This window comes from Saccharopolyspora gregorii (genome assembly GCF_024734405.1).
Lineage (GTDB): Bacteria > Actinomycetota > Actinomycetes > Mycobacteriales > Pseudonocardiaceae > Saccharopolyspora_C > Saccharopolyspora_C gregorii.
Genome location: NZ_CP059556.1, coordinates 3,130,239 through 3,143,028, shown reverse-complemented (window position 1 = coordinate 3,143,028; position 12,790 = coordinate 3,130,239). Strand labels below are relative to the sequence as shown.

Annotated in this window: 11 protein-coding genes and 1 pseudogene; 7 read left to right on the top strand and 5 right to left on the bottom strand. The window is 72.2% G+C overall.

Features of this window, described 5'->3' with window-relative positions; all coding sequences use genetic code 11:
* The first annotated feature begins 66 nt into the window (after positions 1 to 66).
* On the top strand, positions 67 to 321 hold the full coding sequence (locus H1226_RS13515; RefSeq protein WP_258349289.1) for an acyl-CoA dehydrogenase family protein: 255 nt from the start codon (positions 67 to 69) through the stop codon (positions 319 to 321).
* Positions 322 to 1,209 carry an acyl-CoA dehydrogenase family protein gene (locus H1226_RS13510; RefSeq protein ID WP_258349288.1) on the top strand — a complete coding sequence of 296 codons (888 nt, stop codon included), beginning with the start codon at positions 322 to 324 and terminating at the stop codon, positions 1,207 to 1,209.
* A 60-nt stretch (positions 1,210 to 1,269) separates the two neighbouring features.
* Here the strand turns inward: H1226_RS13510 and H1226_RS13505 are convergent, their stop codons facing one another.
* Positions 1,270 to 1,902: an FMN-dependent NADH-azoreductase gene (locus H1226_RS13505; protein ID WP_258349287.1), complete on the bottom strand. Its 633-nt coding sequence runs from the start codon at positions 1,900 to 1,902 to the stop codon at positions 1,270 to 1,272.
* A 100-nt stretch (positions 1,903 to 2,002) separates the two neighbouring features.
* Between H1226_RS13505 and H1226_RS13500 the strand changes: the two genes are divergently transcribed.
* The gene (locus H1226_RS13500) at positions 2,003 to 2,611 is read left to right on the top strand and encodes a TetR/AcrR family transcriptional regulator (protein ID WP_258349286.1); all 609 of its coding nucleotides are present in this window, start codon (positions 2,003 to 2,005) and stop codon (positions 2,609 to 2,611) included.
* A gap of 108 nt (positions 2,612 to 2,719) precedes the next feature.
* On the opposite strand, the gene H1226_RS13495 is transcribed toward H1226_RS13500, so the two are convergent.
* A complete protein-coding gene (locus H1226_RS13495; protein ID WP_258349285.1) occupies positions 2,720 to 5,821 on the bottom strand; it encodes a UvrD-helicase domain-containing protein in 3,102 nt (1,033 codons plus the stop codon).
* A 118-nt stretch (positions 5,822 to 5,939) separates the two neighbouring features.
* Between H1226_RS13495 and H1226_RS13490 the strand changes: the two genes are divergently transcribed.
* Positions 5,940 to 7,199, top strand: coding sequence for an amidohydrolase family protein (locus tag H1226_RS13490; protein WP_258349284.1), 1,260 nt, complete (start codon positions 5,940 to 5,942; stop codon positions 7,197 to 7,199).
* 40 nt (positions 7,200 to 7,239) lie between these two features.
* On the opposite strand, the gene H1226_RS13485 is transcribed toward H1226_RS13490, so the two are convergent.
* Positions 7,240 to 8,796: a class I adenylate-forming enzyme family protein gene (locus tag H1226_RS13485; protein WP_258349283.1), complete on the bottom strand. Its 1,557-nt coding sequence runs from the start codon at positions 8,794 to 8,796 to the stop codon at positions 7,240 to 7,242.
* A gap of 239 nt (positions 8,797 to 9,035) precedes the next feature.
* Between H1226_RS13485 and H1226_RS13480 the strand changes: the two are divergent.
* The 3 genes and pseudogenes from H1226_RS13480 to H1226_RS13470 form a co-directional block, all read left to right on the top strand.
* Positions 9,036 to 9,143, top strand: a pseudogene (locus H1226_RS13480) (DUF397 domain-containing protein); the annotation flags it as partial.
* A 210-nt stretch (positions 9,144 to 9,353) separates the two neighbouring features.
* On the top strand, positions 9,354 to 9,563 hold the full coding sequence (locus H1226_RS13475) for a DUF397 domain-containing protein (RefSeq protein ID WP_258349409.1): 210 nt from the start codon (positions 9,354 to 9,356) through the stop codon (positions 9,561 to 9,563).
* Positions 9,564 to 9,703: 140 nt separating this feature from the next.
* Positions 9,704 to 11,860, top strand: coding sequence for an ATP-binding protein (locus tag H1226_RS13470; protein ID WP_258349282.1), 2,157 nt, complete (start codon positions 9,704 to 9,706; stop codon positions 11,858 to 11,860).
* 71 nt (positions 11,861 to 11,931) lie between these two features.
* Here H1226_RS13470 and H1226_RS13465 read toward each other — a convergent pair whose 3' ends face one another.
* On the bottom strand, positions 11,932 to 12,192 hold the full coding sequence (locus H1226_RS13465; protein WP_258349408.1) for a DUF3817 domain-containing protein: 261 nt from the start codon (positions 12,190 to 12,192) through the stop codon (positions 11,932 to 11,934).
* A gap of 5 nt (positions 12,193 to 12,197) precedes the next feature.
* Positions 12,198 to 12,656, bottom strand: coding sequence for a hypothetical protein (locus H1226_RS13460; RefSeq protein ID WP_225045140.1), 459 nt, complete (start codon positions 12,654 to 12,656; stop codon positions 12,198 to 12,200).
* Between the last annotated feature and the right edge of the window lie 134 nt (positions 12,657 to 12,790).

The following is a 12,790-nucleotide window of genomic DNA, read 5'->3' as shown; positions in this document are numbered from 1 at the left end:
CGGATTCCGCTGACCGGTTTCCCGCATCCCGGGAATAGATGTCGATCATGGAATGTTGCCGAGCTCATGACGACTGACATCCTCGACGGCGCGGCCGTCCCGCTGCTCGATGCCGCTCGAACCGCGGCGAAGCAGGCGGCGGCCGACGCCGCGGTCACCGAGCGGGATCGGCGGATCACCGATGCCAGTGCGGCCGCCGCCCGGGCCGCGGGCGCGTTCGCCCTGGGCGTGCGCCGAGCCGACGGCGGGCTCGAAGCCGGTCTCACCACGCGGGTCCGGTTCCTGGCCGAGCTCGGGCGGGGTTGCCCGTCGACGGCGTGAGTGGCGGCCACGACCTGCGAGGCGAAGAGCCTGCTGCAGATCGGCACCACCGACGAGGCGTACGCGGACGCGTTCCGCGACGTCGACGCCGTGGTGTGCTCCTCGGCGCGCACCGGCACCGCTGTCCGCGAGCCCGGCGGTCTGCGCGTCTCCGGGCGGTGGCCGTACGCGTCGGGCTGCGAGCTGGCCGAGTGGGCGATGCTGTCGGTGCGGTTCCCGGCGGAGGGGGATCGCCCGGCGCAGCCCGCCGCGGTGTTCGCCCGCACCCGCGATCTCACCGTCGAGCGGGACTGGAACATGGCGGGGCTGGGCGGCACCGGCAGCCACACCCTGGTCGGCGAGGACGTGTGGATCCCCGACACGCACCTGCTGGACCTGGCGCGGATCGGGGCGTCGCTGTCGAACCTGGCGATCGCGGTCGGGTTGTTCGCCCCGCTGTGGGGTGCCGCGCGCGGCGCGCTGGACGTGGTGACCGAGGTCGTCGGCAAGCGCACCTCGCCGAACCCGGCGCACTCGACGATGGCCGATTCGCCCGGTGCGCGCAGGAACCTCGCGGTCGCCGCGCACGCGATCGACACCGCGCGGCGGCGGATGCTCGGGATCGCCGAGGCTCTCGAATCCGCCTCGCCCGGCGAGGCCCTGCCGGCCGAGGAGCGGGCCCGGCTGCGGATGGACCTGATCACCGCGGTGCGGGAATGCCGCGGCGCGCTGGAAGAGCTGCTGGACCTGCACGGTTCCACCGGCCTGGACAGCGCGAATCCGCTGCAGCGGTTCTGGCGGGACTTCGCGGTCGGGTCGCGGCACGTGCAGTTCACCTCGCACGTCGTCGAGGACGACTACGGCGTCCTGCTGCTCGGTCTCGACGAGGCGCCGTCCGGCCTGCTCTGAGGCCGCGGCCTGGTTGCGGTGCCCGCGTCCGCTCGACGTCGCGCGGGCACCGCTGCGGGTTCAGCGGTCGGCGAGGGCCTTGCCCGCGTCGCGGGCGGCGGCCTGCGCTTCGGCGTGCTGCTGCTCGGCGAGGTCGCGCAGGGCCTCCATCGCGGGGTTGCTCGCGGCGAGGGTCAGCTCGCGCTTGATGAAGGTGAGGTCGGCCTGCCAGACGTCGCCGAGGATGCGCTGCAGGTACGGGCTGGAGTGGTCCCAGCCGTCGCGCGGGGTGCCGGGGCCGTAGCCGCCGCCGATGGTGGTGATCAGGACCGCGGGCTTGCCCGCCAGCAGCGGGTCGGTGGGGCCCGCGCCCGCGATGACCAGGTCGGCCCAGGTCTTGAAGTGCTGGGAGACGCCGAAGTTGTACATCGGCACGGCGAAGATGGCCGCGTCGGCGTGGCGGAGTTCGTCGGCCAGCGCTGCCGCCAGGCCGAGGGCTTCCCGCTGCTGCGGGGTGCGGTCGGCTTCGGGGGTGAATCCGGCGGTGGTGGCCGATGTCCACGCGTCGGCGGGCAGCGGCTCGGCGGCGAGGTGGCGCCGGGTGATCGTGGCGCCGGGGTGGGCCGCGGTCCATTCGGCTTCGGCGAGGTCGGCGAGCTCGGCGCTGGTGGAGGTGCCGGGCAGGATGCTGGCGTCCAGGCGGAAGAGGTTCATGCGTGCGGCTCCTTGCGGTGGTGCGGTGCGTGACCCGTCGTCACACCCGGAACGATAAACGGACCGTACCCCGCTTTTGTTCCGGGGTAGGTTCGCCGGTGTGGATGTCGTGCCCTTCGGGAAGCCGCGCGCGGAACGTGCCGACGCGGTGCGCAACCGCGAGCACCTGCTGGCGGTCGTGCGCGAGCTGATCGCGGAGCACGGCGTCGAGAAGGTGACCATGGACGGCCTGGCCGAGCGCGCGGGCCTGGGCAAGGGAACCGTGTTCCGGCGCTTCGGCAGCCGCGCGGGCATCTTCCGCGCCCTGTTGGAGGACGACGAGAGCCGGTTCCAGCAGCGGGTGCTGTCCGGGCCGCCGCCGCTGGGGCCCGGTGCCGGTCCCGCCGAGCGGCTCATCGCCTACGGCCGGGAACGCATCCCGTACCTGCTGCGCCACCACGCGTTCGCGCAGGCGGCCGCGGGTCCCGGACGGGCGGACGTCGGCTCCGGGATCAGCCTGACCCGGCTGCACGTCAGGATGCTGCTCGGCGAGGCGGACGTGCCGGAGCCGGACGGCCTCGCCCTCCAGCTCTCGGCCGCGCTGGAGGGGCCGGTGCTGTTCTACCTGCGCCCGGACGCGGCCGAGCCCGCACCGGGCGCGGAGGTGAGCCTGGTCGAGAGCTGGCGGACGCTGGTCGAACGCGTCCTCATCGACGACGCGCGGGGCTGAGCGCCGGAGCCCGGTGAGCGCGCTCCGTCCGGCCGCGAAGCCGCCGACGTGGCCGCACGCGGCGAGCACGCTCCCCGGTGCCGGCTCAGCGCGTGCAGCCCGCGCTCCTCACAGCAGGCTGAGCTGGGTCGCGCGGGCCTTGCGCGGGGCGGGTGCCTCGGCTCGGGTGACGGCGTCGCCGAGGCCGGTGAGGAACGGCGACGGGGTGCGGTCGCGGACCTGGCCGTGGCGGGTGCGCCGCGCGGCGCCGGTGAGCCACAGGTGGTCCTGGGCCCTGGTGACGCCGACGAAGAACAGGCGGCGTTCTTCGGCGATCTCCTCGGCGGTGGGTGCGGTGCCGGGCCAGCTCAGCGGCAGCAGCCCGTCCTCGCAGCCGACGAGGAACACCACCGGGAATTCGAGGCCTTTCGAGGCGTGCAGGGTCAGCAGGGAGATCGCTTCGGCGCGCGGGTCGAGGGCGTCGACCTCGGCGCCGAGCACCACTTCGCGGCGGAACCGGGCGAGGTCGTCGCCGCAGCGGGCGGCGAGCGGGGTCAGCAGTTCGACCGCGCCGTGCACGTCGGCCTGGGTTTCGTCGGGGACGCTGAACACGACGGTGGTCGCGGCGGCGCGCAGCTCGTCCAGGGCGCTGCCGTCGCGGTCGGCGACGTGGGCGAGTTCGGCCAGCAGCAGGTCGACGCCGGCGCGGGCGGACAGCGGGTCGTGGGAGCGCTTCTGCACCGGCAGCCCGGCGCGGGCGAACTCGTCGAGCAGCACGCGGGATTGGGCGTCGGTGCGGTAGAGCACGGCGATGTCGTCGAACCCGATGCCGCCGGGCCCGTCGCCGGTGACGCGGCCGCTGTCGAGGGAGTGGAACGAGGAGCCGCCGAGCAGGCCGTCGATGGTGCGGGCGACGAACGCCGCTTCGGTGCGTTCGTCGGCGGCGTCGTGGCGCACCACGCGGTGTGCCTCGCGAGGGGAGGCGGCGTGCAGGGCTCGGCCGGGCACGAGGGTGCCGGGAGCGATGGCGCGCACGGCGGTGTCGATGATGTGGCGGCCGCTGCGGTAGTTGCGGGTCAGCGCGTGCGCGGGCGCGGTGGGGTAGTCCTGTTCGAACCGCAGGAAGAACCCGACGTCGGCGCCGCGGAACGAGTAGATGGCCTGGTCGGGGTCGCCGATGGCGGTCAGGTTCGCCTCCGGCGGTGCCAGGGCGCGCAGCAGCCGGTACTGGGTGTCGTCGACGTCCTGGTACTCGTCGACGGTGATCCACCGGTACCGGTCGCGGTAGGCCGCGGTCAGCTGCGGGTCTGCTTCGAGCAGCCGCACGGGTTCGGTGACGAGGTCGTCGAAGTCGACGAGGTCGAGTTCCCGCAGCCGCGCCCGGTAGCGGGCGGCGGCCTCGGCGTGCGCTGGGTCGGCCGGTCCGGGGTCGGTGAGGCCGCGGGCGAGTGCGCGGGCCGCGGTCTCGTCGCCGGTGATCTCGGTGAGCACGCCGTGCTTGCGGGCGGTGTCGGCGACGCCGAAGGCGGCGGTGAGCCCGAGGCGGTCGTGGTGTTCGCGCAGGAAGCCGAGTCCGAAGGAGTGGAAGGTGCCGACGGTGATGTCGTCGGCGTCGGGGCCGATGAGCGCGTGCAGCCGTTCGGTGAGTTCGTCGGCGGCGCGGCGGGTGAAGGTGATCGCGAGGCAGTCGCGGGCGGGCACGTCGCGTTCGAGGACGAGGTGCGCGAGGCGGTGGGTGACGGTGCGGGTCTTGCCGGTGCCGGGCCCGGCGACGATGAGCAGCGGCCCGGCGGGGACTCCGGCGGCGGCGCGCTGGTCGGGGTCGAGTCCGGCGAGGATGCCGTGCGCGGGCGCTTCCGGTGCGGTGGCGGGAGCCTCGGCCGGTTCCGGCCGGGGCTCGGGTTCGGCGGCGACGGGCTGCCGGGGCGCTTCGGCGGGGGCGAACAGGTCGTCGTCGAACAGGCTGTAGGAGTCGCCGTTGCGCAGGCGGGCGAGTTCGGCGGGCTGGAACACGCGGATGGTGCCGTACTCCCCGTCGTACCCGGCGTCGCGCACGACTTCCCCGGCGCGCAGCCGTCCGATGGCTTCGGCGACGCGCGGGTCGCTGCGGTGCAGCTCGTCGAGCGGCACGTCGTCGAGGATGCCCAGTTCGGGCCCGTGGGCGGCGACGAGGTCGGACACGGCGCCGAAGACCTTCTTGCTCTTGGGCCCGACGCCGTGGATCTCGCCGACGATCTCCGGCAACGGGATGAGGTTGCGGAACCCGGCGGCCCCATCCGGGCGGACGCCGGCGGCGCGGTCGGCGAGGTCGTCGACGCGGTGCTGCACGCCGACGGTGAGCGGTTTCCCGCATTCCGGGCAGCGTCCGGCGCGGGCTTCGGTGTCGGCGGGTTCGAGCCGCACCCCGCACTTGCGGTGCCCGTCGAGGTGGTACTTGCCCTCTTCGGGGAAGAACTCGACGGTGCCTGCGAACCCGTCGCGGGTTTCCAGCGCGCGTTTGATGGCGTAGTAGTCGAGGTCGGTGTCGAACACGGTGGCCTCGCGGCCCAGCATCGGCGGGGAGTGCGCGTCGGAGTGGCTGACCAGTGTGTAGCGGTCGAGCCCGGACACGCGCCAGTTCATCTCCGGGTCGCTGGACAGGCCGGTTTCGAGGGCGAAGACGTGCCCGGCGAGGTCCCGGTAGGCCGCGTCGACGGAGTCGAACCCGGCCTTGGAACCCAGCACCGCGAACCACGGCGTCCAGATGTGGGCGGGCACCAGGTAGCCGCCGCATTCGAGGGTGATCTCCAGCAGATCGCGGGAATCGAGCCCGAGGATGGGCCGCCCGTCGGAGGCGAGGTTGCCGATCCGGCCGAGGCGGCGGGAGAACTCCTCCGCGGCGGCGAAGTCCGGCAGGTAGCACAGGTGGTGGATCTTGCGGGTGTGCTCGCCGTACTTGTAGATCGTGGAGATCTCGCAGGAGAGCATGAACCGCACGTCACCGCCGCAGTTCGCGGGCATCGCCGCGGTGATCTCCCGGTCCAGCTCCGGGCGCAGCCGCAGCAGCCCGGGCTCGGCGGGTTCGAGGACTTCCCGCAGCTGCGCGAACCAGGCGGGGTGGGTGAGGTCGCCGGTCCCGACCACGGCGATGCCCTTGCGCCGCGCCCACCACGTCAGGTGCTCGATGTCGCAGTCCTTGCTGCACGCGCGGGAGTACTTCGAGTGGACGTGCAGATCGGCGTGAAAACGCACCCGGTGATCTTGCCAGTCCGCTCGCCGGTGTCCGCCCGGTGAGTTTCGCGAATGCCGCCCGCCGGGGTGGTGGGTCTCGGTAGGGTCGGCGGCGCTCGCCGGATCACTGGGGTGGCGGGTGCTCGCCCGCGTTCCCGGCCGGACCAGGCCGTGGCTGCGCGCCGTGCTCGTCGGAGGTCTCCTCGTGCTGCTGCTGACCGCTGATCTGGTCCTGACCGGCCCGGACGGGGACCGGATCCCCGACGGCGCGGTGCTGGTGGACGGATCCACGATCGTCGCCGCCGGGCCGCGCGCCGAACTCGACCGGCACCCGGGCGCCGCAGGCGCGCAGCGCCGCGACTTCCCGGGCGCGACGATCCTGCCCGGCCTGATCAACGGGCACGCGCACCTGGTGTGGGACGCGAGCATGGCGATGCTGGCGCACTACTTCGACGCCGACGACGCGGAACTGCTGCTCGGGGTCGTGGGGCGGGCGCAGCGGGCGTTGCGGGCCGGGGTGACGACGTTGCGCGACCTGGGGGATCGCCGCGGGCTGGTGCTGCGGGTGCGGGACGCGATCGACCGGGGCGAACTCACCGGCCCGCGACTGCTGGGCTCCGCCGCGCCTCTGACGCCGCCGAAGGGGCATTGCTGGTTCTTCGGCGGCGAGGTCGACGGGATCGAGGCGATCCGCGCGCAGGTGCGGCACAACGCCGCCCTGGGCGCCGACGTCATCAAGGTGATGGCCTCCGGTGGCCAGATGACTCCGGATTCGCCGCCGACCTGGGCAGCCCAGTTCAGCCGGCAGGAGCTGCGGGTGGTGGTCGAGGAGGCCACGGCCGCGGGCCTGCCGGTGGCCGCGCACGCGCACGGCACCGGGTCGATCGCGGCCGCCGTCGCCGCCGGGGTGTCCACCATCGAGCACTGCTCGTGGCAGGGCGAGCAGAACTCGGGACCGGACCTGCGCGACGAGGTGGCCCGGGAGATCAGCGCCCGCGGCATCGCGGTCTGCCACGCGTATCCGCCGGACTGGCGCGGGTTCGCCGAGTTCGTCGGCGAGCAGCGGTTCGCCGAGGCGGTGCAGCGGGTGCGCTGGATGGACGAGCGCGGGGTGGCGTTCCTGCCCGGCACGGATTCGGGCGTGCCGACCTCGGTGTTCGACGACTACGCCGGGGCGCTGTCGTACTACGTGGAGGCCGTGGGCTGGACGCCGGGCCGGGTGGTGGAGCTGGCCACCGCCGGTGCGGCCGCGGCCCTGGGCCTGGACCGCGTGGGCCGGGTCTCCGCCGGTTTCGACGCCGACCTGCTCGTCGTCGACGGCGACCCGAGCGCCGACGTGCACGCCCTGCGCCGCCAGCGCCTCGTGCTCACCCGAGGCGAACCGGTCACCCCGGCCTGACCGGCGCCCCACCGGCTCGCGGCGGGGCGCCGGGACGGGCTCAGCGGGCGAGCGCGGGTTCCGGGAGGGCGCGCAGGGCCTTCTTGTCGACCTTGCCGATCGGGGTGGTCGGCAGTTCGGGCACCAGCACCACGTCGTGCGGGGTGTAGGTCGTGCCGAGTTCGGCGGTGACCGCGGCGGGCACGGCGTCGAGGTCGATGTCCTCGCCGACGAGGAACAGCCGCACCCGTTCGCCCACGGCTTCGTCGGGGATGCCGACGGCCGCGGCGTGGCGCACGCCGGGCAGGGTGTGCAGGAAGTCCTCCAGCAGGCGGCTGTAGACGTTCCCGCCGGCCTCACCGGTGACGATGATGTCCTTGGCGCGGTCCACCAGGTACAGGTAGCCGTCGGCGTCGAGGTAGCCGATGTCGCCGGTGCGCAGCCACCCGTCGGCGTCGACGGCGACCGCGGTGCGCTCGGGGTCGTTCCAGTAGCCGAGCATCCGCATCGGGTTGAGCGAGCAGACCTCACCCGCTTCGCCCTGCGGCAGCACCTCGCCGTCCTCGCCGCGGATCTGCACCTGGGTGCCGGGGAAGGGGCGTCCGCAGCTGCGCCACAGCGGGGAGTCGTGGTCGGCGGGGTCGGGCAGCTCCTGCGGGGGCATGGTGACGATGCCCGCGCACTCGGTCTGCCCGTAGCCCTGGGCGATGATCGGCCCGAACATCTCCACGGCCTGCCGGAGCCGTTCGGGGGCGACCGGTGCCGCGCCGAGGGTGATCTGCCGCAGCGAGGGCAGCGCGCCCGGGGTGCAGTCCGGGTGGTCCAGCAGCTGGTACAGCATCGGCGGGACCAGCATCGTGGCGGTGATCTTCTCGTCGCGCAGGGTGGTGAAGGCGGCGTCGGCGTCCCATTCGGGCAGCACCAGCAGCGGTGAGCCGGTCATGAACGCGTGCAGCATGGTCAGGTGCCCGCTGGTGTGGGTGAGCAGGGTGATGGCGAGGACGCGGTCGGCACCGGTCGAGCGCTCGGCGCGCATCATCTCGGCGATGGCCGCGATCGCGTCGTAGGGGTTCCTGCTGTGGGCGGCGAGCTTCGGCTTGCCGAGGGTGCCGCCGGTGTAGAAGACGGTGACCGCGTCGTCCGGGCCGGGTTCCGGTGCGGGTTCGGGGCGGTGCTCGGGCTGGTGCGCGGCGAGCGCCAGCAGGTCGGCGTCGGTGAAGGAGTCGGTGGCGGCGCCCAGGCTCAGCAGCGCGGGGCTGCTGGTGCAGCGTTCGGCGGCGCGCAGGGCCTGCTGCCCGTGCGCGGGGTCGACGACGACGGTCCGCGCCCCGGACTGGTCGATGAGCCCGGCGAGTTCCCCGGGGCCGGGTTCCGGTGGCAGCATCACCGCGCGGCAGCCGATCAGGTGCACCGCGAGCACCACCAGCGCCGATTCCGCGCGGTTGGTGAGGAACAGCCCGACGCCGTCGCCCGGGCCGAGCCCCTGCTCGCGCAGCGTGTGTCCGATCTGGAAGAGCAGTCGGCGGGACTGTCCGCGGGTGAACCGCACCGCGCCGTCGATGATCGCGTCGCGTTCCTCGTCCTGCTCCCACTGGGGAAGAATTCGCTCTAAGTACATACCTGGTGGGAACGTGGCATTGGAAATCACCGGGGTATGCAATCACGCGGTAACACCCCCGACTTCCAGAACCCTGCACCCACGCCCAGAAAAAACCATTCGTCCTATTCGGCCGGTCCACCGATCCGCAACGGACGGCAGCGCTCCGACGCGGAACCACCGAACCCCGCGAGCAACCCCTGAGCTTCGAGCCACCGGCCGCCGCATCGGCCCCGCGAAGCACCACGTGCGATGACGGGATGACCGATCGCGCGCCGGAGAACCTCACCTGGCGCAAGAGCAGCCGCAGCATCACCGAGGAGTGCGTGGAAGTCGCGGCGGTGGCCGACGAGGTCGCCGTGCGGGATTCGAAACATTCCGTCCGGTCCGGTGCTGGTCGTGTCCCGTGCGGCGTTCCGCCGGTTCACCGCGACGATCCGCTGACCAGGCCGGGCGCAGCACCCCGAGCCGATCACGCCGCGTGCGAGACCGTCCACCCACCTGGAGCTAGCGGCGCTCGGCCCCGCCCGGTTTCACTGGTGGGGGAGTCACCCGGACCGATCCAGGCGGAGGCGGACATGACCACCAGTGCTGAGCTCGGAACCGTCACCTGGCGTAAGAGCAGCCGCAGCACGGTGCAGGAGTGCGTCGAAGTCGCGGCGCTGCCCGCGCGCATCGCGGTCCGCGACTCGAAGAGCCCCCTCGGCGCGGTCCTGATGTTCAGCCGCCGCGCCTTCCGCCAGTTCCTCCAAGACCTCCGCGTCCGCGACGAGGACACCCTCGCGTGAGCGCGTACTACTGCGGCTCCACGCTGTTCGCGGCCCCGGCTCGCCCGCCAACTCGGTTCCACTGCTCCGTTCAGGCGTTTCGGCAGCATCGGTCGCAATGGGTGCCCACCTGGTTCCGCTCTGTGGCAATCTGACCATCGTTGATCAACAACGTCTGGTTGGGACAGATGAGCGGAACAGGTGCTGGCGAGGACGCGGCCGTGTCCAACGACGTCTCGGGTTCGGTGTCGGGGCACGTCGTGCAAGCAGGGCAGATCCACGGCGACGTGCACTTCCACCAACCTCATGTACCGGCGCGCAGCATTCCCCGTCAACTTCCGCCTCGGCTGCGGCATTTCGTGGACCGGGGCGTCGAACAGGACGCTCTGACCACGTTGCTCAACGGCGGTTCGGCTGCTGGGCTGGTGCTGCTGTCGATGATCGACGGTGTTGCGGGGGTCGGGAAGTCGAGTCTGGTGGTGCACTGGGCGCATCACGTCCGCGACCGATTTCCGGATGGGGAGTTGTACGTGAACCTCCGCGGGTTCGATCCTGCGGCGGAACCGATGCCCACTGCCGACGTCCTGCGCGATTTCCTGCTGGCGTTGGACGTTGCGCACGACACGATCCCGGTGGACCCCGGCAATCGGGCTTCCATGTTGCGCAGCTTGCTGCACGGGCGCCGGATGCTGCTCGTGCTGGACAACGCGCGGTCGTCCGCACAGGTGCGTCCGCTGCTTCCGGGCTGCGACGGATGCCTGGTATTGGTGACGAGCCGCAATCGGCTGGACGATCTTGTCATGAGCGAAGGAGCCTCCCGCATCAGCTTGGAAGTCCTACCCCACGATCAAGCGAGGGATCTGCTGGCCGGTCATCTCGGTGCGGATCGCGTGGCATCGGAATCACCCGCGGTCGACGCGCTGATCACGTGCTGCGCCGGGTTACCGCTCGCGCTGAGCATGGTCGCTTTCAGAGCGGTGCAGATGCCGGGCGTGCCGTTGGCCGAGCTGGTCGAAGAAGTCGGTGACGAGCAAGAACGCCTCAACGCCCTGGACATGGGCGGGGAGACCGGCGTGCGAGCCGTGTTCTCGTGGTCCTATCGGTCGCTGCCGCAGGGAGCGGCACGGCTGTTCAGGCTGTTCGGGCTGCTGCGCGGGCCGCACGTGGAGCTGGACGCGGTTGCGGCCCTCGCCGGGTTGCAACGGACTGCGGCACGCCGGGTGCTGCGCGATCTGGTGCAGGCCCACCTCGTAGAGCTGCGCGGTTCCGACCGTTACGAGATGCACGATCTGCTGCGGTCCTACGCCGCCGAATGCGCAGCCCGGGACGAGGACGCGGCCGAGCGGATCGCGGCGCTGCGCAGGCTCGTGGACCATTACCTGCGAACGAGCCGCGGTGTCGAGCGCAGCCTGACCAGCCACTCGCGGTTGTTCGTGCCGGATCCACCGGATTCCGAGATCCGTGCCAAGGAATTCGACACCAGCGACGCGGGCATCGAATGGTGGGACGCGGAACGCGCGAACCTGGTGGCGGTCGTCGAACATGCCGCCGCTGAAGGGCTGCACGAACACGCGTGGCAGTTGCCCTACACGTTGATGTACTACTTCAACCTCCGCCGCCACACCGATGATTGGTTGCGCAGTTTCAGCATCGCAGTGCGATCAGCTCGCGCGCTGGGGGACCGGCGGGCCGAGGGGCATCTGTTGGAGGACTTGGCCGGGCTGCACTACTCGTTGCAGCAGTACGAGGAGGCGATCGAGAAGCGAGCGGCGGCGCTGTCGTTGCTGGACGACACCGAGCCCTTCTACGGGATGATGCTGATCAGCCATGCGTACGCGCACCTGCGCCTCGGTGACTTCGATTCGGCGGAGGAACCGCTTCATGAGGGGTTCCGCCTCCGGGCGGCCGCTGGTGACGCGAACGGCATGGGCTATGCCCGAGCGGGTTTCGGTCTCCTGTACAGCGGGCGCGGCGACATCGACGAGGCCCTCATCGCGTTCGACGAAGCGGTGGCGCTGTACCGGCGGGTCGGCGAACAATGGGGCGAAGGATTCGTACTGAACAATCGGGGCGATGCCTGCCTGGCCGCAGGACGGTTCGCGGAGGCCGCCGCAACCTTCCGGAAAGCAGCTGAGCACCGCCGTGCCATCGGGCACCGGCACGGGGCGGCGACGAGCTTGCGCGGACTCGGCGCCGCGCTCTCCGCGGCCGGTGATGTCGACGGCACTCGAAACGCGTGGCAGGAAGCCTTGCAGGAGTTCGAAGCATGCGGAGCCGCAGAGGCCGAAGCGGTGCGCGCAGATCTCGGGCAGCTCTGACCGCAAGACGCTGATCGTCCGGCGGTGATCGGCACGTTCGTCAGATCTGGTGGGACAAGCGGGCCACCCGCTCAGGTCGTCGGGGTGCGGCGGGTTTCGCGGAGGGCGAGGAGGCCGCCGACGGCGGGGATCAGGGCCACGAGCCTGGCCCGGGTCGGTGCCGGGCCGGCCCAGGTGGCGGCGATGGCCAGCAGGTAGGCGCAGCCGTGGATCGGGCCGGTGGCCGAGGCGACCGGCTCCCAGTGCACGGTGGCGAGGTTGACCAGCAGCACCAGCAGCGAGGCCGCTTCGACGATCGCGGCCGCGCGCAGCAGGCGGAGTTCTCCGCGCATCCCGCTCACGCCCCCGTCGTCGAACCAGGCCGGATGATCATGAGCACGACCACGACGGCCCACAGCAGGTTGAACACCCCGGTGCTCATGCCCAGCCGCGCCGGCAGCCGCGCGGCGTCCACGGCTTCGGCATCACCCGCCAGCTCCAGGGCACGGCGCTGCGCGGGCAGGATCGCCGCGGCCAGCAGTGCGGCGGCCCCGGCGGTCAGCACGATCGAGGTGATCAGCCACGCGTCACCGAGCACCCCCAGCTGCGACGCCGTCGCCAACCCGAACACCGGCACCACGATGCCCAGCAGCGCGTACACCCGGCACAGCCGGTGCAGGGCGCGCAGCACCGCGGGCGCGTTCGGATCGGTGGCGGCGGCGCGCAGGTAGCGGGGGAATGCGCTGCCCGCGACGGCGACCGGGCCGATGGCCAGGACCGCCGCGAGCACGTGCACGCTGAGCAGGAACTTCGTCACTGGGGGCTCTTCCTCTCCGAGGGGTCGGAGGGAAAGCTAGTCGGCCTCCGGCACGCCCGGCAGTGGCGTGATCGACAACAACCACCGGGTTCTCGCCAGCCCGGGCGAGCGCGCGTGCTCAACCACGACGAGCC